22 protein-coding genes and 1 tRNA gene are annotated in these 23,137 nt (G+C 64.1%); all 23 read right to left on the bottom strand.

The features are described from left to right. Window positions 1-137: 137 nt before the first annotated feature. Window positions 138-1,094, bottom strand: coding sequence for a prolipoprotein diacylglyceryl transferase (lgt, locus tag H4V99_RS08160; RefSeq protein ID WP_280677174.1), 957 nt, complete (start codon window positions 1,092-1,094; stop codon window positions 138-140). An 87-nt stretch (window positions 1,095-1,181) separates the two neighbouring features. After that, window positions 1,182-1,976 (bottom strand): tryptophan synthase subunit alpha, encoded by a 795-nt coding sequence (gene trpA / locus H4V99_RS08155; RefSeq protein WP_280680034.1) that lies wholly within the window; start codon window positions 1,974-1,976, stop codon window positions 1,182-1,184. A 38-nt stretch (window positions 1,977-2,014) separates the two neighbouring features. Next, window positions 2,015-3,241 carry a tryptophan synthase subunit beta gene (gene trpB, locus H4V99_RS08150; protein ID WP_280677172.1) on the bottom strand — a complete coding sequence of 409 codons (1,227 nt, stop codon included), beginning with the start codon at window positions 3,239-3,241 and terminating at the stop codon, window positions 2,015-2,017. Between the two features lie 3 nt (window positions 3,242-3,244). Further along, window positions 3,245-4,015: an indole-3-glycerol phosphate synthase TrpC gene (gene trpC, locus H4V99_RS08145; RefSeq protein WP_280677170.1), complete on the bottom strand. Its 771-nt coding sequence runs from the start codon at window positions 4,013-4,015 to the stop codon at window positions 3,245-3,247. A gap of 4 nt (window positions 4,016-4,019) precedes the next feature. Next, entirely contained in the window at window positions 4,020-4,250 is a 231-nt protein-coding gene (locus H4V99_RS08140; protein ID WP_280677168.1) for a DUF6704 family protein, read from the bottom strand. 56 nt (window positions 4,251-4,306) lie between these two features. Then, on the bottom strand, window positions 4,307-4,945 hold the full coding sequence (locus H4V99_RS08135; RefSeq protein ID WP_280677166.1) for a Trp biosynthesis-associated membrane protein: 639 nt from the start codon (window positions 4,943-4,945) through the stop codon (window positions 4,307-4,309). 3 nt (window positions 4,946-4,948) lie between these two features. Next, window positions 4,949-6,472 carry an anthranilate synthase component I gene (locus H4V99_RS08130; RefSeq protein ID WP_280677164.1) on the bottom strand — a complete coding sequence of 508 codons (1,524 nt, stop codon included), beginning with the start codon at window positions 6,470-6,472 and terminating at the stop codon, window positions 4,949-4,951. After that, window positions 6,469-6,828 (bottom strand): phosphoribosyl-AMP cyclohydrolase, encoded by a 360-nt coding sequence (gene hisI, locus H4V99_RS08125; protein ID WP_280677162.1) that lies wholly within the window; start codon window positions 6,826-6,828, stop codon window positions 6,469-6,471. Before hisI ends, H4V99_RS08130 begins: the two co-directional genes overlap by 4 nt. Beyond that, on the bottom strand, window positions 6,828-7,589 hold the full coding sequence (hisF, locus tag H4V99_RS08120) for an imidazole glycerol phosphate synthase subunit HisF (protein WP_280677160.1): 762 nt from the start codon (window positions 7,587-7,589) through the stop codon (window positions 6,828-6,830). Before hisF ends, hisI begins: the two co-directional genes overlap by 1 nt. 15 nt (window positions 7,590-7,604) lie before the next feature. After that, on the bottom strand, window positions 7,605-8,444 hold the full coding sequence (hisG, locus tag H4V99_RS08115; protein ID WP_280677158.1) for an ATP phosphoribosyltransferase: 840 nt from the start codon (window positions 8,442-8,444) through the stop codon (window positions 7,605-7,607). Between the two features lie 83 nt (window positions 8,445-8,527). Then, on the bottom strand, window positions 8,528-8,791 hold the full coding sequence (locus H4V99_RS08110) for a phosphoribosyl-ATP diphosphatase (protein WP_134171662.1): 264 nt from the start codon (window positions 8,789-8,791) through the stop codon (window positions 8,528-8,530). Window positions 8,792-8,800: 9 nt separating this feature from the next. After that, the gene (gene rpe / locus H4V99_RS08105; RefSeq protein ID WP_280677157.1) at window positions 8,801-9,472 is read right to left on the bottom strand and encodes a ribulose-phosphate 3-epimerase; all 672 of its coding nucleotides are present in this window, start codon (window positions 9,470-9,472) and stop codon (window positions 8,801-8,803) included. Between the two features lie 54 nt (window positions 9,473-9,526). After that, window positions 9,527-10,942 carry a transcription antitermination factor NusB gene (locus H4V99_RS08100; RefSeq protein ID WP_280677156.1) on the bottom strand — a complete coding sequence of 472 codons (1,416 nt, stop codon included), beginning with the start codon at window positions 10,940-10,942 and terminating at the stop codon, window positions 9,527-9,529. Then, window positions 10,939-11,853 (bottom strand): methionyl-tRNA formyltransferase, encoded by a 915-nt coding sequence (gene fmt, locus H4V99_RS08095; protein ID WP_280677154.1) that lies wholly within the window; start codon window positions 11,851-11,853, stop codon window positions 10,939-10,941. The genes H4V99_RS08100 and fmt overlap by 4 nt, the downstream gene beginning before the upstream one ends. Further along, window positions 11,853-13,760, bottom strand: coding sequence for a primosomal protein N' (locus tag H4V99_RS08090; protein WP_280677153.1), 1,908 nt, complete (start codon window positions 13,758-13,760; stop codon window positions 11,853-11,855). The genes fmt and H4V99_RS08090 overlap by 1 nt, the downstream gene beginning before the upstream one ends. Next, a tRNA-Ala gene (locus H4V99_RS08085) sits at window positions 13,734-13,842 on the bottom strand. The genes H4V99_RS08090 and H4V99_RS08085 overlap by 27 nt, the downstream gene beginning before the upstream one ends. Window positions 13,843-13,948: 106 nt before the next feature. Continuing rightward, a complete protein-coding gene (metK, locus tag H4V99_RS08080; protein WP_280677152.1) occupies window positions 13,949-15,142 on the bottom strand; it encodes a methionine adenosyltransferase in 1,194 nt (397 codons plus the stop codon). A gap of 78 nt (window positions 15,143-15,220) precedes the next feature. Beyond that, the gene (coaBC, locus tag H4V99_RS08075; protein ID WP_280677150.1) at window positions 15,221-16,453 is read right to left on the bottom strand and encodes a bifunctional phosphopantothenoylcysteine decarboxylase/phosphopantothenate--cysteine ligase CoaBC; all 1,233 of its coding nucleotides are present in this window, start codon (window positions 16,451-16,453) and stop codon (window positions 15,221-15,223) included. A 24-nt stretch (window positions 16,454-16,477) separates the two neighbouring features. Then, window positions 16,478-16,735, bottom strand: coding sequence for a DNA-directed RNA polymerase subunit omega (gene rpoZ, locus H4V99_RS08070; protein ID WP_280677148.1), 258 nt, complete (start codon window positions 16,733-16,735; stop codon window positions 16,478-16,480). 111 nt (window positions 16,736-16,846) lie between these two features. Next, the gene (gmk, locus tag H4V99_RS08065; protein WP_280677147.1) at window positions 16,847-17,767 is read right to left on the bottom strand and encodes a guanylate kinase; all 921 of its coding nucleotides are present in this window, start codon (window positions 17,765-17,767) and stop codon (window positions 16,847-16,849) included. Then, complete coding sequence (gene pyrF / locus H4V99_RS08060) at window positions 17,760-18,665, bottom strand: orotidine-5'-phosphate decarboxylase (RefSeq protein ID WP_280677146.1); 906 nt, start codon at window positions 18,663-18,665, stop codon at window positions 17,760-17,762. Before pyrF ends, gmk begins: the two co-directional genes overlap by 8 nt. Beyond that, entirely contained in the window at window positions 18,662-21,949 is a 3,288-nt protein-coding gene (gene carB / locus H4V99_RS08055; RefSeq protein WP_280677145.1) for a carbamoyl-phosphate synthase large subunit, read from the bottom strand. The genes pyrF and carB overlap by 4 nt, the downstream gene beginning before the upstream one ends. Then, entirely contained in the window at window positions 21,949-23,133 is a 1,185-nt protein-coding gene (gene carA / locus H4V99_RS08050) for a glutamine-hydrolyzing carbamoyl-phosphate synthase small subunit (protein ID WP_280677143.1), read from the bottom strand. Before carA ends, carB begins: the two co-directional genes overlap by 1 nt. Window positions 23,134-23,137: the final 4 nt, after the last annotated feature.

The raw sequence follows: 23,137 nt of genomic DNA, 5'->3' as shown, positions 1-23,137 counted from the left end.
ACCGTCCTCACGAAGTGACTGGCAGGGAGGGACAACGCTGGCCCGCTGAAAAAATAATGCACGGTAATCCTGGCCAAAGAGCGCAGGTGCACCGGCGTCAGGTTTAGCCTGGCCGGAGTGGCGTGGGTGCTGAGGCGCTACCCGCGGGTGCTTGTGGCGGTGGGTGCGTTCAGAGTATCGGCCCCAGCGGAATCATCGCCGTGATTCTCAAGGTCCGAATCAGTATCCTGCGATCCTACCTCAGGAACAACGGCTGTCCATTCGCGACCCGGCACATAGACACTCAGTTCCAGTCCCAGATGAGCCCGACGCTGAACCAGGAAAATAATGATTCCGAGCAGGATTGCACCGTAGGCAGCCCACACGTTGGTGCGGATACCGAAGAAGATTTCACTCGGGTCGATGCGGATCGTCTCGAAGAAGCTCCGACCCAAGCCGTACCAGATGAGGTAAACAGCGAAGGCCTTGCCCCAGCGCATGTTAATGCGGCGTTCGATCAGGAGAATGACGAACACGCCAACGACGTTCCAGATCATCTCGTAGAGGAAGGTCGGGTGAAACAGGGTCTCAGGCGGCAGTCCGACGGGATAGGCCGGGTTGGTCGCCTCGATCTGTAGCCCCCACGGAAGTGTGGTCGGTACGCCGAAGAGCTCATGGTTGAACCAGTTACCGAGGCGGCCGGTTGCCTGAGCAATGAGCATCGCCGGTGCGACCGCGTCTACAAAGGACCAGAATCGAATGCCGGTCTGTCGGCAACCGATGTACGCGCCGATGGCACCACCGATGAGGGACCCGAAGATGGCGTTGCCGCCCTCCCAAATCTTCACCGTGTCCCAGAGATCAGCACCGTCGTAGAAGTAGTCTCCGGGGTGCGTCAGCACGTGGTACACCCGGGCACCGACGATACCGAGCGGGACCGCCCACAGAATAATATCCAACACGACGCCCGGCTCGCCGCCGCGGGAGCTGAGCCGACGGGAGGTGATCATTGTCGCCAGAATGATTCCGGCCAGAATGCACAGGGCATACGCGTGAATGCGGAACCACCCCAGGTCAACGTAGCTCCACTCGGGACTCGGGATGCTCAGGGGCATAAACAACTCAGTATTACCTTCCGGGGGGTGCGAGATCGCACGGCTGTGCACAACCAGCGGGAGCCGGTGTCGACCAATTCTTTTATTCTAGAGCGTGCGAATGTCGCGAGTACCTTCAGAAAGCGCCTGGGCGAGTTCGCCCACGGCCGCGACGCCACCATCGGCAAGAGCCTTCACCAGGGCAGAACCCACGATGGCGCCATCGGCGTAACCCAGGATTTCGCGCACCTGGTCCGGAGTGGAAATTCCGAGTCCGACACAGGCGCTCGTTGATCCAGCGGCGCGCAAACGCTCAATCAGGATGCGTGCGGCCGAGTCCACGCCGGCGCGAGCACCGGTGGTTCCCATCGTGGACACCGCGTAGACGAATCCGCGGCTCGCGGCAAGTGCCTGCTCGATTCTGGCGTCGGAGGATGATGGCGCGGCCAGGAAAACCCGGTCGAGTCCGGATCGTTCACTCGCGGCCAACCAACTGCTCGCCTCGTCAGGAATGAGGTCGGGCGTGATGAGGCCGGCCCCGCCCGCGGCCAGTAGATCATCGGCAAACCGCTCAACGCCGTACTGCACCACCGGATTCCAGTAGGTCATCACGAGGACCGGTGCTGACACCTGCGCGGTAATGGCAGCGACGGCTTCAAATCCCTGGCTCAGCTTGAACCCGCCGGCGAGTGCGGCCTGAGTGGCAACTTGAATGACCGGACCGTCCATGACGGGGTCGGAGTAGGGCAGACCGAGTTCGATGATGTCGACACCGTTCGCAGCGAGTGCGACAGCGGCATCGATGCTCTGGCTCAGGTTAGGAAATCCAACCGGGAGGTACCCAATGAGGGCACCACTGCCGGCATCGCGGCGAGTAGCAATGGTGCGTTCAACGGCGCTCATCGTGGTCTGTCCGTGCTTTGTGTGTGCTGCGGTGTTGGTCATGACTGCTGTGCACCTTCGTCAACGAGATTGAAATACTGTGCTGCTGTTGCCATGTCCTTGTCGCCGCGACCACTGAGGTTCACGAGGATCGTGGCGTCCGGCCCCAGCTTGCGTCCCAGCTCGAGGGTACCCGCGAGGCCGTGTGCAGATTCGATGGCGGGAATGATTCCCTCGGTGCGGCTCAGCAGACGCAGGGCAGACATGGCGTCGGCGTCGGTGATGGGCAGGTACGTTGCGCGTCCGATACTGGACAACCAGGCGTGCTCCGGTCCCACGCCCGGGTAGTCCATGCCGGCGGATATCGAGTAGGACTCGACAGTTTGGCCGTCTTCGTCCTGCAACAGAAAGCTGCGGGCCCCGTGGAGAACACCGGGACGTCCCTTGGTGATGGTCGCAGCGTGGTGAGGAGTGTCGATGCCTTCACCGGCAGCCTCATAGCCGTACAGTGCCACATCGGCGTCATCAAGGAAGGCGTGGAAGATGCCCATGGCGTTTGAACCGCCGCCGACACACGCCGTGACGGCATCGGGCAGCTTGCCGGTGAGATCGAGAACCTGCTGGCGGGCCTCGTCTCCGATGATTCGCTGGAAGTCCCGCACCATGCTCGGGAACGGATGCGGCCCGGCCACGGTTCCAAAGATGTAGTTGGTGGTTTCGACGTTCGTCACCCAGTCGCGCATGGCATCGTTGATCGCGTCCTTGAGGGTTCGCGAGCCGCTCTTCACGGGTATGACCTCTGCGCCGAGCAGGCGCATTCGGGCCACGTTCAGGGCCTGGCGTTCGGTGTCGACCTCGCCCATGTACACCACACACTCCAGACCAAAGAGAGCGGCAACCGTGGCCGTGGCCACGCCGTGCTGACCGGCTCCGGTCTCGGCGATCACGCGGCTCTTGCCGATTCGCTTGGTGAGAAGCGCCTGGCCGAGGGCATTGTTGATCTTGTGTGAACCGGTGTGGTTGAGATCTTCCCGCTTGAGGATGATTCGTGCGCCACCGGCATGCTCAGCGAAACGCGGCACCTCGGTGATGATCGACGGTCGACCGGTGTAGCTCCGGTGCAGCTCCATGAGCTCCGCCGCGAAAGCAGGGTCCTTCTTGGCGAGGTCGTATTCAGCGGTGAGCTCATCCAGAGCGGCAACGAGTGATTCGGGGACGAAGCGACCGCCGAACTCACCGAAGTAAGGTCCGGACTGGGCGCTCAGAGGCTGGGAAATTACAGACATAACTTATACCGCCAAAAATTCAGAAAGGGTACGAATGGGGTCGCTGGTCACGAGCGCTTCACCGACAAGCACAACATCGGCGCCGGCTGCACGGTAGTGAGCGACGTCAGCGGCCGTCTTGACGGCCGACTCGGCAACGCGAACCACTCCGGAGGGAATGCGGTCGGCTAGGGAACCAAACAGGTCTTGGTCGAGCGAGAAGTCGGACAGATCTCGAGCATTCACGCCCACGAGGCTGGCGCCGATATCGAGGGCGCGTCCCACCTCATCGCCACTGTGCGTTTCGACCAGCGCTGTCATGCCGAGTTCGCGAATGAGTTCGTGCAGGGAGAGCAGCGTTGTCTGATCGAGTGCAGCCACAATGAGCAGCACCAAATCGGCTCCCGCGGCACGAGCCTCGAGAACCTGGTACGGCGTGCCAATGAAGTCCTTGCGGAGAACGGGGATGGTCGCGGCGGCGCGTACCTGATCAAGGTCGGCGAGTGTTCCGAGGAAACGTCGGCCCTCGGTGAGGACACTGATCGCGCTCGCACCCCCGGCCTCATAGGACACTGCCAGTGCTGCGGGGTCAACGATGTCGGCGAGTGATCCGCGGGAGGGACTTGCACGCTTGATTTCGGCAATGATTTTGACACGATCAGCGGGAGCAAGCGCCGCCATCGCATCAAGAGCACTCGGGCGCGCTAGCGCAGCTGCTTCAACAGAGGCAAAAGGGCGAGCGAGACGGCGTTCTTCGGCATCGGCGATTGCGCCGGCCAGGAGTCCGGAGAGCACTCGGTCAGTGACCGTGCGGTGCTGCGGTCAGGTCACCGACGCCGTAACCGGCCTTGGTCATGATCCAGCCCACGATGAGGCCGACGACAAGAAGAACCACGGAAGCCCACACGAGCCACGGCACAGCGAAGAAGAATGCGGTCGTGCCGATCGTGAACGCCAACAACATGATGACAACTGAAGTCCAAGCGGCCGGTGAGTGGCCGTGGCCCGGGTCTGAAACGTCGATGCTCATAAATCTCCTTTGTGCGATGACGAACACTCCTATTCTAGCGGGCGAGCCTGAGAGATCTAGGCGGTGGGGTCCTGGCCTCGGCTGAGGTCATCCCAGTCCACGACCGCGTCCGGCTCACCAGACGATGCAGGCGCCGCAGCCGATGTGCCGGCCGCCGCGACCAGACGAGTCGTCTGGTATTTCGTTGTGGGTCCGGGCCAGCGCGAAGCCGTGAGAACAATGCCGAGACCGGTGGCACCCATGAGAACGGATGCCGCCAGCGCCACCCACGGCCAGGGTGTCACCGAGGCGCTGGTGACCGCTGCCAGAATCGATTCTGTTCCGGCGACGCCGGTGGCTTTCGTGACCGCGGGAGCGCTGGCGAGGGCGGGATTGTCCAGAACGAGGTAGGCGGCCAGAAAGACCGACACGCCCAGGAGAATCTCCAGAGCACCGAGTACCACTCGAATCACCCGGCCAGCGATGGTCAGCGCGCCGGCCAGGGCGAATCCGGCTAGCGCGAGGGCGGTCACCGCCGGTGATGCCTCGGACCCATCAACGGCCAGAGTGAGAGGATCCGCGCCGCTTCCGGCAACGACGGAATACACCCATACCTGGGTCCACGCGAGAAGCGCGAGACCGCTAGCAGCCAGAACAACCAGGATGAAGTTCAATTTCAGTTTGCGAGGCGTCGTGCGTGCGAGAATCCCGGCCATGACCTAGTGCACCCGCCGCATCGCGTTGGCGATGGCCACTGCTCGCAGCGGAGCGGCCGCCTTGTTTTGCGATTCCTGATATTCGGAGGCTGGGTCCGAGTCGAGAACGAGTCCTCCACCGGCCTGCACGCGAGCGATGCCGTCCTTGATGGTGGCCGTGCGAATCGCAATCGCGAGATCGGCGTCACCGGCGAAACCAAAGTAGCCCACGACTCCCCCATACACTCCGCGTTGAGCGGGCTCGAGGGAATCAATGATCTGCAGGGCACGCGGCTTGGGTGCCCCGGAGAGGGTCCCCGCCGGGAACGTGGCGCGGAACACGTCAATCGCCGTCTTGCCCGGCAGGAGGTTGCCTTCAACCGACGAGACGATGTGCATGATGTGGCTGAAACGCTCGATCCGTTTGAACTCCGTCACCTCGACGGAACCGGCCGCGCACACCTTCAGCAGATCATTTCGCGCCAGGTCAACGAGCATCAGGTGCTCGGCTCCCTCTTTTGCGTCGGCGGCGAGTTCAGCAGCGAAATCTGCGTCGGCCTCGGGCGTGTTCCCCCGCGGCTTCGATCCGGCGATCGGGTGCGTGAACACGCGGTCGTTCTGCACCTTCACCAGTGCTTCCGGTGAGGAACCCACGATCCAGTAGGCCTCGCCCGTGGGTGATTCCAGACTGAGCAGATACATGTACGGGCTGGGGTTGAGGCTTCGAAGCACGCGGTACACATCAATCGGGTGCGCGGTGCACTCCTGGTCGAATCGTTGCGAGATGACAACCTGAAAAACGTCCCCGGCCACAATGTGTTCCTTGGCGGTCTCCACGGAGGCCAGGAAGTCGTCGCGGGTCGTGCGATTGTCAGGGACAGCGGGTGTGGTCAGATCGACCTCGGCGAGCCAGGCCGCACTGGGAGCGGCGAGGCGCGCCTGAAGGGAATCCAGTCGCGACTGTGCCTGCGCAAACAGGTCATCTGCCGTGTCGGTACCGTCATTGAGTACGTTGGCGATGAGCTGCACGGTGCCGTACTTGTGATCAATGGCCACAAGATCAGCGACGAAGCTGAACGACTGGCCCGGCACGTCGTAATCTGCCGGTGGCTGGTGCGGAAGGTTCTCGATCTGTCGAATCGCTTCCCAGCCGATGAACCCCACGAGGCCACCGGTGAGGGGCGGGTGTTCGGGCAGCCGCGGGGTCTGCCACCGCTCAAAAAGATGAGCCAGCGCGGCCAGTGGTCCCCTGGCAGCGGTGGTGCCGAACGCACGTTCTTCAGACACGCCGTAATCAATCCACCGGGTCTCATCACCCTCTTGTGTGATGACACCAAACGACGACACCCCCACGAAGGAGAAGCGAGACCAGATCCCGCCCTGCTCGGCGGATTCGAGGAGAAAGCTCCCGGGCGTTCCGCCCGCGAGTTTGCGGTAGATGCCGACCGGGGTTTCACCGTCAGCGAAGAGCTCCCGAATGACCGGGATCACCCGATGTTCCGTCAGGAGACCGGTGAACTGTGCACGCGTGGTGGTCCCGGCGGTCACTGTGCCGGCCGATCCATCGTGACGACGTCGAGGTCGCGGCCATCGAAGCACGTGTGCGTTCCGGTGTGACACGCCCCACCCACCTGATCAACCTGCACGAGCAGCGTGTCGTTGTCGCAGTCCAGTGCCGCGGCCCGCACATACTGAGCGTGGCCGGAGGTGTCACCCTTGCGCCAGTATTCCTGCCGGCTCCGTGACCAGAAGGTTACGCGGCCCTCGGTGATCGTGCGGCGCAGCGCTTCCTTGTCCATCCAGCCGAGCATGAGCACCTCGAGCGTGTCCCACTGCTGAATCACCGCGGGAAGCAGGCCGTCGGAGTTGTACACCGCGGCATCAAATCGACGTTCGTTTGTCATCAGCGCACCAGCATTCCGGCATCCGCCAGCTCGCGCTTGACGTCGCCTATTGTAAGGATCTCGTCGTGAAAGACGGATGCCGCCAGCACGGCGTCCGCGCCCGCGCGCACCGCGGGCGGAAAGTCCTGTACCCGCCCGGCACCACCGGAGGCGATGACCGGCACCCGGCTGTTGGCGCGCATCAGGCTGATGAGCTCGGTATCAAATCCGCTCTTCGTGCCGTCGGCATCGATCGAGTTGATCAGGAGCTCCCCCGCACCCAGCTCAATGGCCTGACGTGCCCAGGCAACGGCGTCGATGTCGGTTTCGGTGCGCCCACCGTGCGTGGTGACAATAAAGCCGGATTCGGTGCGAGTGCTGCGCTTTACATCGAGGGAGAGCACGATGACCTGCGCACCGAAGCGGTTGGCGATCTCGGTGATGAGCGCGGGCCGAGCAATGGCCGCGCTGTTGATTCCCACCTTGTCCGCGCCACTGGCCTGCAGCCGCGACACATCCTCCACGCTGCGGATACCCCCGCCAACCGTGAGGGGAATGAAGACCTGCTCCGCCGTGGCGCGCACGACGTCGTACGTGGTGGCCCGATTGTCGACCGTTGCCGTGACATCGAGGAACGTGAGTTCGTCGGCGCCCTGCTCGTAGTAGAGCTTGGCCAGCTCCACCGGGTCACCGGCGTCACGCAGGTTTTTGAAGTTGACACCCTTCACGACGCGCCCGTTGGCCACGTCAAGACAGGGAATGACTCTCACCGAGAGGCTCATGATGTGCTCCGGGGGCTACAGACGGGCGTTGTGGATCGTTGTGATGAGAATAGCCCGGGCTCCGAGAGCGTAGAGCGAATCCATCACATTGTTCATGTCCAGTCGTTGGATCATCACTCGAACGGCTACCCAGTCGGGGTCGTGCAGCGAGGACACCGTGGGCGACTCTATCCCGGGCGCCAGCTCACAGGCCGCATCGAGCAGGGCGGAGGGAATGTCGTAGTCCATGAGCACGTACTGGCGGGCGACGAGCACTCCCTGCAGACGACGCAGCAGGGTGTCCAGGCCCGGCTTCTCCGTGTGGGAACTGATCAGCACCGCGGTGGATTCCAAGATGACCGGGCCGAAAATTTCGAGGCCGGCCTTGCGCAGTGTCGTGCCGGTGGACACGACGTCGGCGACGGCATCCGCTACCCCGAGCTGCACGGCGGACTCGACGGCACCGTCGAGCGGGACAAGAGTGACCGTCACGTCGTAGCCGGCGAGGAAGGTTTCGACCAGGCCGGGATAGCTCGTGGCCACGCGCAGACCGGTGAGATCGGAGAGGGAACTGAACCGACCAGCGGGGCCGGCAAAGCGGAACGTGGAGTCTCCGAAGTCGAGGCTGGCGATTTCGACGGCGCTCGAGCCGGAGTCCAGAAGCAGATCACGACCGGTGATTCCCACATCCAGCGCGCCGGAACCCACGTAGGTGGCAATGTCCCGGGGGCGCAGGTAGAAGAACTCAACATCGTTACTCGGGTCGGCGGCAACCAGGTCTCGGGGGTCGCGGCGACCCCGGTAGCCGGCTTCCGACAGCATCTGGGCGGCGGTTTCGGACAGTGAGCCCTTGTTGGGCACAGCAATTCTTAGCATGGGGACGCTCTCTGGTGGTGTGGAATCGGGTTCTGGATGACGCGCAGATGGCGCGTCGCAGTTCTCGGATCAGATCTTTGGACTCAGAGATGTCGGTACACGTCGGCGGGCGACAGGCCCTTCGCGATCAGCAGAACCTGCAGGTGGTAGAGCAGCTGCGAAATCTCGGCTGCCGTCTCCTCATCGCTCTGGAACTCGGCGGCCATCCACACTTCGGCAGCTTCTTCGACAATTTTCTTGCCAATGGCATGTACTCCGGCGTCCAGCTCACGCACGGTACCGGAGCCTTCGGGGCGGTTCAGCGCCTTGTCGCTCAGTTCAGCAAAAAGGTCATCAAAAGTCTTCACCTGTTGAGTTTACTCGTGCCCGTGACGGTGACGGGCCGCGCTGGCCCGCAGGAGGGCGATCTGGGCCGCCGGATCCGCGGCCCCAAACACGCTGGAGCCCGCAACGAAGGTGTCAGCACCGGCCTCAGCGGCAATCTCGATCGTCTTTTCGGTGATGCCGCCATCCACCTGAAGCCACACGTCGAGACCGCTCTGCGCGACGGCGCTGCGGAGGGCGCGCAGCTTGGGCATGGTGGTGGCCATGAAACTCTGGCCGCCAAAACCGGGTTCCACCGTCATCACGAGGATCTGGTCGAATTCGGGCAGGAGCTCGAGATAGGGCTCCACCGCGGTGTCCGGCTTCAACGCCAGACCCGCCCGCGCGCCGATGGATCGGAGCCTGCGCGCCAGCGCCACGGCATCCGCTGCCGCTTCGGCGTGAAAGGTGACCGAGTACGCACCGGCCTCCGCGTAGTCGGGGGCCCACCGGTCGGGGTCATCGATCATGAGGTGAATGTCGAGCGGAATCGGGGACACCTGCTGCAGGCGCTGCACCATGGCCAGGCCGAAGGTGAGGTTGAGGACGAAATGGTTGTCCATGATGTCCACGTGCACCAGATCGGCCGAGCGGATGCGCCCGAGCTCCCGTTCAAAGTTCGCGAAGTCGGCGGCAAGAATGCTCGGGTTGATTCTGGTAACCATCCGTCGAGCCTACCGACTCCGCCCCTACCGACTCCGCCGTTAGTGGCTGCGCGGTTAGTGGCTCCGCTCGATCAGGCTGATGAACATAGCGTCGGTGCCGTGACGGTGCGGCCAGAGCTGCACACTGCCGGAATCGCCCGCGAGGTCGAGGGGCGAGGTGGACACGGACTGCAGCACTGCGGCGGTGTCGAGCTGTGTCACTTTGCCGGCCCACTGCTTCAGCGCCGACGCGACAATGCTGCGGGTTTCGGCGGTGTGCGGTGAGCAGGTGACGTAGGCCAGGATCCCGCCGGGTTTCAGGGCACCGAGTGCCGCGTCGATCAACCCCAGCTGCAGTCCGGCCAGTTCGGCCACGTCCTTGGGCTGTTTGCGCCAGCGAGCCTCGGGCCGACGGCGCAGCGCGCCGAGCCCGGTGCAGGGTGCATCGAGCAGAATCCGGTCAAACTCGCCCGGGTGCAGCTCGGCGATCCGGGTACCGTCCAGCTCCCACACCTCCACGTTTTCGGGGATTGCGGCGAGGGCGTTTCGTACCAGGGTCGCTCGGGAGTGCACGAGTTCGTTGGCCACCAGTTCGGCGCCCTGAGTGCGCGCTTCGGCAGCGAGGAGCGCTGCCTTGCCGCCGGGTCCGGCGCACAGGTCGAGCCAGCGCTCTCCGGTTTCGATGGGGCGGGCCCGCGACAGCGCGAGGGCTGCCAGCTGCGAACCCTCGTCCTGAACGCGAATGCGCCCCTTCGCCCTGGTCATCAGGTGGTACGGGTCGCCTCCGGCGAGCACATAGCCGGTGGGGGCGTAGACATCCGCTTCACCGAGCAGCGTGGCGTCGGCGTCGGTGGCCAACCCGGGCAGGGCCACCATGTTCACCTTGGCCGGCACGTTGTCGGCCTCGAGCAGCGCCTCAATCTCCTCTTCGCGGCCCTCGGCCTTGAGCGACTGGCGGAACGCTCGCACGACCCACGCCGGGTGGGAGTGTTCGGCGGCGAGGCGATCATCGACACCGGCGGCGCCCTCGAGAACGCGCTCGCGCCATTCCTCGGTGCTGGAGCGTGAAATGGTGCGCAACACACCGTTCGTAAACCCGGTGGCGGAACGTGAACCCACCTGCTTGGCGATGGACACAGATTCGTTCACCGCAGCGTGGGTGGCTACCCGTGTCGCGAGCAGCTGATGCGTGCCGAGGCGCAGCACGTCGAGGATGGCGGGATCGATCGCGTCCACGGAACGGTTCGCGGCCAGGGCGATGACCCGGTCGTAGAAGCCCTGCATGCGCAGGGTGCCGTAGGTAAGTTCGGTGGCGAGGGCGGCATCCGCGGTGTTCAGAGCCGCGCGCTGAATACGCGTGGGGAGCAGCAGGTTGGCGTACGCATCCGATTCGCGCACGGCCGCAATCACCTCGTAGGCCACTCGGCGGGCCGGTTGCACGAAGTCCGTGGTTGCCGTCCTCGATTTGGGAAGGTGTGCGCGGTCGTTCATGAGGCGACCACCTCGTCCGCTGCCACTCCGCGCCACCAGTCGATTGCTGTCATTGCTGTCTTTCCTGCCGGCTGCACGGAGACGAGCTCAAGAGCGTCCGTCTTCGTTCCAACCAGCACATGCTTGTCACGCTGCAGGATCGTGCCTGCGGGAATCTGTGCACCGTAGGCCGGTGCCACCTGAAGAAGTTTAAGCCGTGCGCCGTCCACGAGGGTAAACGCACCCGGCTCGGGCGTGACCCCGCGTATCTGGTTGTAGATTTCTGTCGCCGTTGTGGTCCAGTCCACGCGGGCATCGTCAAGGGTGAGCTTGGGCGCAAGAGTCACCTCGCCGCTCTGTGGAACGGCACGCGCGGTGTCGGCGGCGAGCCGGGCGACAACCTGCCCGAGAAGGTCGGCACCGCTATAGCTCAAGGCGGAGAGAAGCATGCCCGATGTGGCATGAGCATCGAGGGGTTCGCTGAAACTTCCGAAAACGTCGCCCGCATCAAGTTCTCTTACCAGCTGGAAGACGGCAGCCCCGATCTCTGCGTCGCCGGCCATGACGGCGCGCTGCACGGGTGACGCGCCCCGCCACCGTGGCAGCAGAGAGAAGTGCAGGTTGATCCAGCCCAGTCGGGGAACGGACAGCAGCGGCTCCCGCACAATGCCGCCATAGGCCACAATCACACCGAGGTCGGGTTGCAGGGCCGCGATCTGTGCCGTGGCCGCGTCGTCGAGGCGGTTGGTCTTCAGCACCGGCAGGCCGAGGCTGTCGGCCACAACAGCAACGGGCGACGGGGTGAGCACCCGCTTTCGCCCCATTGGAGCATCCGAGCGTGTGATCACGGTGGAAATCGAGTGATCCGTCGCGCTCAGCGCCAGGAGGCTCGGCACGGCGACGTCGGGCGTACCGGCAAAAATGAGTTTCATTACAGCAGCTCCGGGTCGTCGAATCGAACTTTAAGTGTAGGCGTCGGCTGGAAACCTCCGGACTTCGGCCGGCGACGCTTCGCGGCGTTCCGCACCACGGCGGCTTTGAGGGCGCGCGCCACGTCGGCACCCGCCCCGTACGGGAACCGAATAATCGCCCGGACGAGGGACTCGTCGGTGCTGACCGGCCCCAGGACGTCGACACCGGCGGTGCCCTGGAATTCCGACACTGCCACGTCAACATCGGCAGCCGAACCCGTGACCGAGGCCACCCGCACGGCCGGTGGAAAGCGCAACTGGCGCCGGTCTCTCAGCTCGGAGCTCGCGAAAGCCTCCGGTTGCCAGGTGTTCAGCGCCCGGGCCAGCGCTCCCCCAACACCCACGAGCACAACAGGTGCCCCCGGCGCGGCGAGGGCAGCCGCATTTGACCACCACCGCAGGCAGTCTTCGCCCACTCGCAGGGACTCGCGGGCCAGCATCCGCTCACCGTCGAGAATAAGAATGGCACGATATCCGCCGCTGGGGATCGGTTCCGCGCCGCGGGTGGCGACGACGAGTGCGGCTTCGGGGCCCAGCGTTTGGATGGTGTGGTCACCGTCGGCCACAATGATGCGCGCCCCGGGGAACGCGCGCCCCAGTTCCTCGGCGGTACGCCCGGTTCCCATGGTGACGACGCGAAGTTTGTGACCCTCACAGTGGATGCATTGCCACGCGGCCGCGAGGGCGCCGCACCACCGACAGGACGGTACCGCTCGCGCCGAGGTGAGCCCGAGCGGACCCTGACACGTTGTGCACCGGGCCGCTTTCTTGCAGGTCTGGCAGGACAGCATGGGGGCATATCCGGGGCTGGCCACCTGCACGAGCACGGGCCCCACCGTCAGCGCCTCGCGTGCCGCGTTCCACGCCGCCGTGGGAATGCGTGCGGCGCGCACCTGCTGGTCGGATTCCGACTGAAAATCAGTGGGGATGATGCGCGGATGTCGATTCACCGCGGGATGCACCTCCCCCAGCCATCCCAGCTCGACGAGGCGCTGTGTCTCGACACTGCGGGAATGACTGAGCAAAACCAGGGCGCACTCGGCGTCTTCCCGCCGCACGAGGGCGGCGTCTCGGGCATGAACGTACGGCGAGAGTGGCTCGGCGTACAGCGGATCCCCGTCGTCCCAGAGCGCGACAAGGCCGAGGTTTCCGGCCGGCGCATACACGGCGGAGCGGTTTCCGAGGATGATTCGGGGTTCGTTACCGAGGCAGGCCAGGAAAGCCCGGTAACGATCCGGGTTGCTCTGGCGCGCATCGACGCGGCTGACGGTGTGTGCAGGTGCGATTTCATCGAGTACCGCCTGCACCTGGTCCTGATCGCGATAGTCCGGCACGCAGAGAATCGCGCTCTGACCGGTTGCGAGGGTTGCCACTCCCAGTTCAGCGAGGGTCTGCGCCCACCGGCCGATTGTGGCACCGTTTTTCAGCTGAATAAGTTCGGGAATGGCAGCAACGGCCACGCGCTGGCGGTCCATGATCACCATGTCCAGGCGACCGGTGGGGTACCCCGTGAAGGCCGCAGCAGTCACGAGGGTGTTCCGGGCGGCGGGTACCACCGTGTCTGAGGCGGGCACGGACTCGGAGACGGGCTCGTCCTGTGCCGCGAGCCAGGCCTTTTCGACGCGCACCTGTCGAGGCGGCACGGCTAGTCGAATGATGTCGCTCGCGTTTCCGGCGGCACGGTCGGCGACCCGGCGGGCGAGACGGGACACCTCCGGAGACAGCACCTGCGCTGCCGACACCACCGCATCGAGGGGACTCAACGTGCCCGAAAATTGTTCGCCCTGTGTCACCGCCGGATCGATGACCTCGATCAGGTAGCCATCCACAATGCGTCCACCGGATCGAAACGGGACTCGAACCCGCACACCGGCACGGGCCAGGCCGGCGAGCTCCGCAGGGATGGCGTAGTCAAAAAGATGGTCCAGCTGGGGAAGCGGCGATTCGATCAAAACGCGGGCGACGAGACCGGAGCGAGTCACCCGTACCACTCTCCCCTGCCGAAAACGCCGAGCTTACTGACTGCTGTGCTGTTGCGGGTGCTCTCCGGCCGCGATCAGAGTCCTGCGGCGCTTCTCAGGTCGGCGACGCGGTCGAGGCGCTCCCAGGTGAAGTCGGGTAGCTCCCGACCGAAGTGGCCGTAGGTGGCCGTCTGCTGGTAAATGGGCCGCAAAAGATCGAGCGAGTTGATGATGGCGGCCGGCCGGAGGTCAAAGACCTCGCGAATGGCGGCCGTGATCTCCCTGTCGGGGAGCACCCCGGTGCCGAAGGTCTCGACATAGAGCCCCACCGGGGAAGCCTTGCCAATGGCGTAGGCCACCTGAACCTCGAGTCGGTCCGCCAACCCGGCGGCAACGGCGTTCTTGGCGACCCAGCGCATGGCGTAGGCGGCCGAGCGGTCAACCTTGGACGGGTCCTTGCCGCTGAACGCACCACCGCCGTGCCGGCTGGATCCGCCGTAGGTATCAATGATGATCTTGCGCCCGGTCAGTCCGGCATCACCCTGGGGGCCACCGATCTCGAACCGACCGGTGGGGTTGATGAGAGTGTTGAGGTTCGAAGAATCAAGGTCGATACCGTCCAACACGGGGCGGATCACGAGTTCGTTCACCTCGGCGCGCAACCGAGCGGTGGTCACCGAGGGGGCGTGCTGCGTGGAGAGCACAACCGTCTCAACCGTGCGTGGCACAATGCCGTCGTAGCCAATCGTCACCTGCGTCTTGCCGTCCGGGCGCAGGTAATCCAGCTCCCCCGACTTGCGAACGTACGCCAGTCGCTCGGCCAAGCGGTGTGCGATCCAGATGGGAATCGGCATCAACTCCGGCGTCTCCCGCGTGGCGTAGCCGAACATGATGCCCTGGTCACCCGCGCCCTGACGGTCGTAGTCGTCGAGGCTTGACTGTTCCCGTGTTTCAAAGGCATTGTCGACGCCCTGGGCAATGTCCGGAGACTGTCCCCCGATGGAGATTTCCACACCGCAGGAGCGACCGTCAAACCACACGTCGGAGGAGTCGTACCCGATGTCGGTGATGCATTTGCGCACGATCGAAGGGATCTCGACGTAGGCATCCGTGGTCACCTCGCCGGCAACGTGAACGAGGCCCGTTGTGACGAGTGTTTCGACGGCAACTCGGCTGTGCGGATCTTCGGCAAGAAGAGCATCGAGGATGCTGTCGGAGATCTGGTCACAGATCTTGTCGGGGTGGCCTTCGGTGACCGATTCGGAGGTGAAGAGGCGAAGATCGCTCATCTGGCCCGTCTCTGTAGATGTGTCTGTGGGAAAAGACTGTAAGGAAGTCGGAATTGACTCTGCGCAACCCGTTCGGGTCTAAACGACCACGTCGAGTATGCGGTGGGCCACGGACATCTTGCTGCCTGAGGCCTCACCCACTATATCTCCGAGCCGGTCGAGCAGCAGAACCGTATTACTGTCCGTGGCGAAGCCATCCGACCACCCCACGGTGTTCAGCACGAGATAATCACAGCCCTTGCGCGCAATCTTGTCACGGCCGAGGTTCAGCAACCGATCACGGTCGGCCTCGGTTTCGGCGGCGAAGCCCACGATCACCTGGCCGTCCCGGTTTGTGGCGCTGAGCTCGGCGAGAATGTCGGGGTTTTTGACGAGTTCGAGCGTGAAGGTCTCACCCGTCGACTCTTTTTTGATCTTGCCGGGCTGCACGTTCTGGGGGCGGTAGTCCGCAACAGCGGCGGCCATGATGATCACATCTGCGGTGTCAGCGGCAGCCCGGAGGGCGTCTCGAAGCTCGGCCGTGCTGCTGGCTGACACAACCTCCACGCCGGCTGGCGGGGCCACCTCCAGGTTGCAGGCCACCAGCGTGACCAGTGCACCCCGTGCTCGTGCTGCCTCGGCAAGGGCAACGCCCTGTTTACCACTTGATCTGTTGCCGATGAACCGAACCGGGTCCAGTGGTTCCCGGGTTCCCCCGGCGCTAATCAGGATGCGCCGGTTCAGCAGATCTTGTGTCGGCTCCCCGGACGGCTCCACACCATCGTGCGACTGTGACCGCGCGAGGGCAGCCTCGGCCGCCGCCACGATCGTGTCCGGTTCTTCCATCCGGCCGGCACCAACGTCTTGTCCGGTTAGTCGACCGTAACCAGGACCCACGATGGTGATGCCGCGGCTCCGGAGAGTCGCGATGTTGGCCACGGTGGCCGGATTGTTCCACATCTCCGTGTGCATCGCGGGCGCGATCACGAGCGGTGCCGTGCTGGCCAGAATCGTGTTTCCGAGCAGGTCGTCCGCAAGCCCCGCCGCGAGCTTGGCAATGGTGTTTGCAGTGGCGGGTGCCACCACGATGAGGTCGGCGGACTGGCCGATGGCCACGTGGCGCACCTCGTCCACTCCCTCGTACAGTTCGGAGTACACCGGATGCCGAGAAATGGCCTCGAGGGTGGGTTTACCGATAAACCGGAGCGCTGCTGGCGTGGCGACAACGTGAACGGAGTCGCCGTTTAACACAAAAGCGCGCACGATGTTAACGGCCTTGTAGGCAGCGATGCCGCCGGTGATACCGACGACGATCGTGCGGGCTGTGTTCATCGTGCGCGCGTGTCGCGAGAGTGACTACTCGACGATGGGACGAGAGGTGAGCTTGTCCTCGTTGATCTCGCGAAGAGCAACCGAGAGCGGCTTGTCTTCAACGGTGGAATCAACCAGCGGTCCCACGTTGTCGAAGAGGCTGCCTTCGTGGAGGTCAGCGTAGTAATCGTTGATCTGACGTGCACGCTTGGACGCGAAGATCACGAGGGCGTACTTGGAATCGACCTTGGACAGCAGGTCGTCAATGGGCGGGTCAATGATGCCAGTGGGCTTGTTTGCCATTGGTGTCACACTCCTTTAGAGCAGTTCGAGAACAGGGCTGTTCGAGATAAAACAGTGCGTCTTGACGAGCACGGCCGCATCAGGTGATGCGAAAAAAATATGCAGTGGGCGCTACGACGTTCCTGCCGCAGGGCGTACCTGCATCAAGTCTACGACCTCTCGGGCCGCTTGGGATGCGTCTGCGTTCACGATTCGGTAATCGAACTCGCCCTGAGCCGCCAATTCCAGCTTGGCGGTCTCCAACCGACGTGCCTGTTCTGCTGAATCTTCGGTGCCCCGACCGATGAGTCGACGCACCAGCTCGTCCCAGGTGGGAGGCAGCAGAAAGACCAGTCGTGCTTCCGGCATGGCCCGGCGCACGGCCCGGGCGCCCTGGATATCAATTTCCAGGAGCACGCTGTTACCGGCGGCAATGGCCGCCTCAACGGGTCCGCGCGGAGTTCCATAGCGGTACGCGTTATGCACGGTGGCCCACTCAAGAAGTTCGCCCGACTCGATCATGGTGTCGAAGGCGGCATCCGTTACGAAAAAGTAGCTGACACCCTCCACCTCGCCTGGGCGCGGAGCACGGGTCGTGGCCGACACGGAGAGGTGCACGTCGGGATAGTTTTCCCGAATATGGTTGGCAACTGTTCCCTTGCCCACCGCGGTGGGACCGGCCAGCACAATGAGTCGGGAGTCGGGTTCGCCGTGCCTGACGCTGGGACGGTCGGAGAGAAAGTCGCGCAGACGATCTCGCTGGTGCCGGCCGAGCCCACCGAGCCGTTTTGACGGAGAGATTTCGAGGCGGTGAATGATGCGCTGCATCTTGGTGACACCAATAGACGGAATGCTCACCAGCATTTCGGTCACGCGCAGTCGCCCCTCCACGCCGACGGGGTCTTTCAGAGCGGCCCCGAGAACCTCGAGTGCGGTGCGGTCCCCCGATGCGATCTGGGCCTTCACCTTGGCTCGGGCGCGTCTGGCGGCGACGGCAGCGCGTGACGCGGCGACCCGGTCAACTTCGGGTGGGGTGGGACGGTTTTCAGCCACGGACGGCTCCTACTTCAGTAGCACGGCGCTCGATCGCTGCGGCAAGCCGGTCGGGACCTTGTGAGAGAACACTTCGCGATTCACTTACGATAACCCCTTCGGCGTATTCACCATATATCGAGGTCAGATCCATAATATTCCCTCCCTGGTGTCCAAAACCGGGTGCGAGCACCGGAGTTTGGCGCGTGGGGGGTGCGAGCGCGATATTTATGCCGAAGTTCGCCAGCGTGAGGGTGGCTCCGAGCACGACCCCGATAGAGCCAAAGCCTGCCCCACCTCTCGGATCGTCGGCGTTCAGCTCAGCCACATCCTCTAAGACGGCTCTCGCAACAGTGAGCCCTGCACGCGGCCCGTTGGCCACAACCGCCTGTTGCACCGTTGCCGCCTCGGGGTTGGAGGTCGCCGCGAGCAGGAACAAACCCTTGCCGTGCTCTCGGGCAATGTCAATGGGGCGTTGCAGGGATGCCACGCCCATGTACGGTGCCAGGGTGATGGCATCCACCTCGAGTGGTGCGCCCGGCGTGAGCCAGGCATCCGCGTAGGCTTCGACACTGGTACCGAGGTCACCACGCTTCACGTCGCCGATAACCAGCAGGCCCGCAGCCCGCGCATCCGCCAGCACGCGCTCCAGGGCAACAAAACCCGCAGCGCCGAAGCGTTCGAAGAATGCCACCTGCGGTTTGACGATACCCACGCGGCCGACCGCAGCCGCAACCACCGAACGGCCAAACGTCTCGGCGCCTGCGGCAGAGTCTGTCAGACCCCACTCGGTGAGCAGCCAGCTGTGCGGGTCGATGCCCACGCAGAGCTGCCCACGCGACGCGAAGGCAGCAGCGAGACGCTCGCCGAACGTGGCTCCGGGAATACTGGCTCCGGGAATACTGGAGCCGTGCGTCACAGCAGTGCCGTTCTCGCCACGGAATACTCCTGAAGCGACGTCACCTCAAAGCCGCCGCGAATCGAGTCGATGGAGGCCACAGCGGCGCTCAGTTCCGCAATCGTGGTGAACAGGGGCAGATCACCGGCCACGGCGGCCGCACGGATCTCGTAGCCGTCCGCGCGTGCCGTGCGCCCACCGGGCGTGTTGATGACGATCTGGATCTCTTCCCGGCGAATGAGTTCCACGATCGACACATCATCGTCGGTGGTCTTGTCGCTGTACTTGGTGACCACGCGCGCGCGAATCCCGTTGCGCTGCAGCACTTCGGCGGTTCCCTCGGTCGCGGCGATCTCGTAGCCGAGCTGCTGGAGGCGCAGCATCGGCAAAATGATGGCGCGCTTGTCGCGGTCAGAGACCGACACAAACACTGTTCCGCTCAGCGGGATTCCGCCGTAGGCGGCCAGCTGGCTCTTGGCGAAGGCGCGCGGGAAGTCACGGTCAATTCCCATCACCTCACCGGTTGAGCGCATCTCCGGGCCGAGGATCGAGTCGACGACGTTACCCTCGGGCGTGCGAAAACGGTTGAACGGCAGCACCGCTTCCTTCACGGCAACGGGAGCTTCCATCGGTACGCGCGAGCCGTCAATTTCGGGCAGCTGACCGGAGGCCTTGAGCTCGGCAATTGTTGTTCCCACCATGATGAGCGCGGCAGCCTTTGCCAGGGTGATGCCGAGCGCCTTGGCGACAAAAGGAACGGTGCGGGAGGCCCGCGGGTTGGCCTCGAGCACGTAGAGCACTCCGGCTCCGATGGCGAACTGCACGTTCAGCAGCCCCCGAACGCCGATTCCCTTCGCAATTCCCAGCGTGGCTTCGCGAACCCGGTCAATTTCGGCCCGTCCCAGGGTCACGGGTGGCAGCGTGCAGCTCGAGTCGCCGGAATGAATTCCCGCCTCCTCGATGTGCTCCATCACGCCGCCAATGTAGAGCTCGTGACCGTCGTAGATGGCGTCCACGTCAATTTCGATGGCGTCGTCAAGAAAGCGGTCGACAAGGAGCGGATGCGACGGGCCAATGATTCCCTGACCCTCCATGCGGGCAAAGTAGTCGGCGAGGGACGCGGAGTCGTACACGATCTCCATGCCGCGGCCGCCGAGCACGTAGCTCGGGCGCACCAGAACGGGGTAGCCAATTTCTTCGGCGGCCTTGACCGCTCCGACAAAGTCGGTGGCCACGCCGTTGCGCGGCGCGAGCAGTCCGGCCGCATCGAGAATTCCGGAGAAGAGTCCGCGTTCCTCGGCGAGGTCGATCGCGTCCGGGGTCGTTCCGAGGATCGGAATTCCCTCGGCTTCGAGGCCCTTAGCCAGGCCCAGAGCGGTCTGGCCGCCGAGCTGAACGACAACGCCCACCAGTTCCCCGCTCTGGCTCTCGGCGTGAATGACCTCGAGAACGTCCTCCAGCGTGAGCGGTTCGAAGTACAGACGATCGGAGGTGTCGTAGTCGGTGGACACGGTTTCCGGGTTGCAGTTGATCATGATGGTCTCGTACCCGGCGGCAGAGAGCGCAAAGGATGCGTGCACGCAGGAGTAGTCGAATTCGACGCCCTGACCGATGCGGTTCGGTCCAGACCCCAGGATGACAACCTTTTTGCGGTCGCTCGGGATCACCTCGGTCTCCTGGTCGTAGCTCGAGTAGTGGTACGGCGTGAGGGCGGGGAACTCCCCCGCACAGGTATCCACGGTCTTGAATACCGGACGCAGGCCCAGGATGTGACGCACCTTGCGGACATCCGCTTCGCCAAAGCCGCGAAGCTCGCCTATCTGAGCGTCGGAGAAACCGTGGTCTTTGGCATAGACCAGCACGTCGCGGTCGAGCCGCTCGGCCCGGGCCACGGCGTCGGCCACCTCGTTGATGAGCACGATCTGGTCGAGGAACCACGGGTCGATCTTGGTGGCTTCGAACACCTGCACGATCGTGGCACCCTTACGGAGCGCCTGCTGCACCGTGACAATGCGGCCGTCGGTCGGGATCTCGGCGGCAATGAGCAGCTCCTCCACGGTGCGCGTCTCCACGCCCCAGTGGAACGAGGACCCACGCTTCTCGAGCGACCGCAGAGCCTTCTGCAGGGCGGACGAGAAGTTGCGGCCGATGGCCATTGCCTCACCGACCGACTTCATGGTGGTCGTCAGACGCGGGTCAGCGGCCGGGAACTTCTCGAACGCGAAGCGCGGCACCTTGACGACCACATAGTCGAGGGTGGGCTCGAAGCTCGCCGGGGTCACACCGGTGATGTCGTTCGGAATCTCATCGAGGCGGTAACCAAGGGCAAGTTTGGCCGCGATCTTGGCAATCGGGAATCCCGTGGCCTTACTGGCGAGGGCCGAGGACCGGGACACCCGCGGGTTCATTTCGATGACAATGATGCGGCCGTCGGCCGGGTTGATCGCGAACTGAATGTTGCAGCCACCGGTATCGACACCCACCGCACGGATGATGTCGATGCTGATGTCCCGCAGGTTCTGGTACTCGCGGTCGGTCAGGGTGAGCGCGGGAGCCACGGTGATCGAGTCGCCGGTGTGCACCCCCACCGGGTCCACGTTTTCGATGGAGCAGACCACGACCGTGTTGTCGGCGGTGTCCCGCATCATCTCGAGTTCGTATTCCTTCCACCCGAGAATGGACTCTTCCAGAAGAACCTCGGTGGTGGGGCTGTGGTGCAGGCCATCGCCCACGATGCGGCGCAGTTCCACCTCGGTGTAGGCAAAGCCGCTGCCGAGGCCACCCATGGTGAAGGAGGGTCGCACCACAAGCGGGTAGCCGAGGTCATCGGCGAAGCCCACAGCTTCCTCGACCGTGTGGGCAATGTGCGAGCGGGCAACGTCGGCGCCGGCATCCAGCACGAGCTGCTTGAAGATCTGGCGGTCTTCACCCTTTTGGATGGCCTCGAAGCTGGCACCAATGAGTTCAACGTTGTACTTCTCGAGGATTCCGCGTTCATGCAGCTGGATGGCCGCGTTGAGGGCTGTCTGTCCGCCGAGCGTGGGGAGGATCGCGTCGGGGCGTTCCTTCGCGATGATGGTTTCGAGGATCTCCGGGGTGATGGGCTCGATGTAGGTGGCGTCGGCGAAGTCGGGATCGGTCATGATCGTGGCCGGGTTGGAGTTGACCAGAATGACGCGCACCCCCTCGGCGCGCAGCACGCGGCAGGCCTGGGTGCCCGAGTAGTCGAATTCACAGGCCTGCCCGATGACAATCGGGCCGGATCCAATGACAAGGACGCTGTTGATATCGTCGCGCTTGGGCATTACTTGCCGTCTCCTGCTCCGGCGGCCGCGTTTCGTTCGACCACCACATCCCTGAACCGATCAAAAAGGTAGTTAGCGTCGTGCGGGCCGGCGGCCGCTTCCGGGTGGTACTGCACCGAGAATGCAGCCAGATCGAGGCAGCGGATGCCCTCCACGACCTGGTCATTCAGGCTGTAGTGGCTGACCTCCACGCGACCGAAACCGGTGCGGGACTCGTGCACGCCCTCGATGGGCATGTCCACCGCGAAGCCGTGGTTTTGCGAGGTGATTTCCACCCGGCCGGTGGCCTTGTCGAGCACCGGCTGGTTGATTCCCCGGTGCCCGAACGGCAGCTTGTAGGTGCGAAATCCGAGGGCGCGACCGAGCAGCTGGTTGCCGAAGCAGATGCCGAAGTAGGGCACCCCGGCACGCAGGATCTCCTGCAGCAGTGTGACGTGCGCGTCGGAGGCGGCCGGGTCTCCGGGGCCGTTGGAGAAGAACACCGCGGACGGGTTCAGCGACAGCACGTGCTCGGCGGTGACCGATTGTGGCAGCACCAAAACCTCAAAGCCACGCTCGGCAAGGTGGTTGAGGGTGGACTGCTTGACACCCAGGTCCAGCACCGCCACGGAACCGATCCGCTCGCCGACGGGCGGCACGGAGAAGGGTTCCACGGTGGAGACGGTGTCGGAGAGGTTGCGACCCTTCATGGCCGGGCCGGTGCGCACCCGGTCAAGCTGTTCACCGTCGGACAGCTCCAGCAGGTCGCCGGAGAAGATGCCGGAGCGCATGGCACCGGCGGATCGAATGTGGCGGGTGATCGCTCGGGTGTCGACGCCGGAGATGCCCACGATCCCACCCTCCTCGAGGTCAGCGTCGAGGGTGCGCGTGGCTCGATGGTTGGAGGCGATGCGGGCGGGGTCACGCACCACGAAGCCGGCAACCCAGATACGGCGGGACTCCATGTCCTCGTCGTTGGCGCCCGTGTTGCCGATGTGCGGTGCCGTCATGAGCACGATCTGGCCGGCGTAGGAGGGATCGGTGAGGGTCTCCTGATATCCGGTCATGCCGGTAGAGAAGACGATCTCACCCAGGGTCTGACCCTCGCTCCCGTAGGCACGGCCGGCAAAGCGCTTGCCATCTTCGAGTACGAGAACGGCCGGAGCGGTTCTGTTGATTGCCTTGTAGTCGGCGACTGAGAACACCTAG

The organism is Cryobacterium sp. CG_9.6 (assembly GCF_029893365.1).
GTDB lineage: Bacteria > Actinomycetota > Actinomycetes > Actinomycetales > Microbacteriaceae > Cryobacterium.
This window is presented reverse-complemented; position numbering and strand designations above follow the sequence as displayed.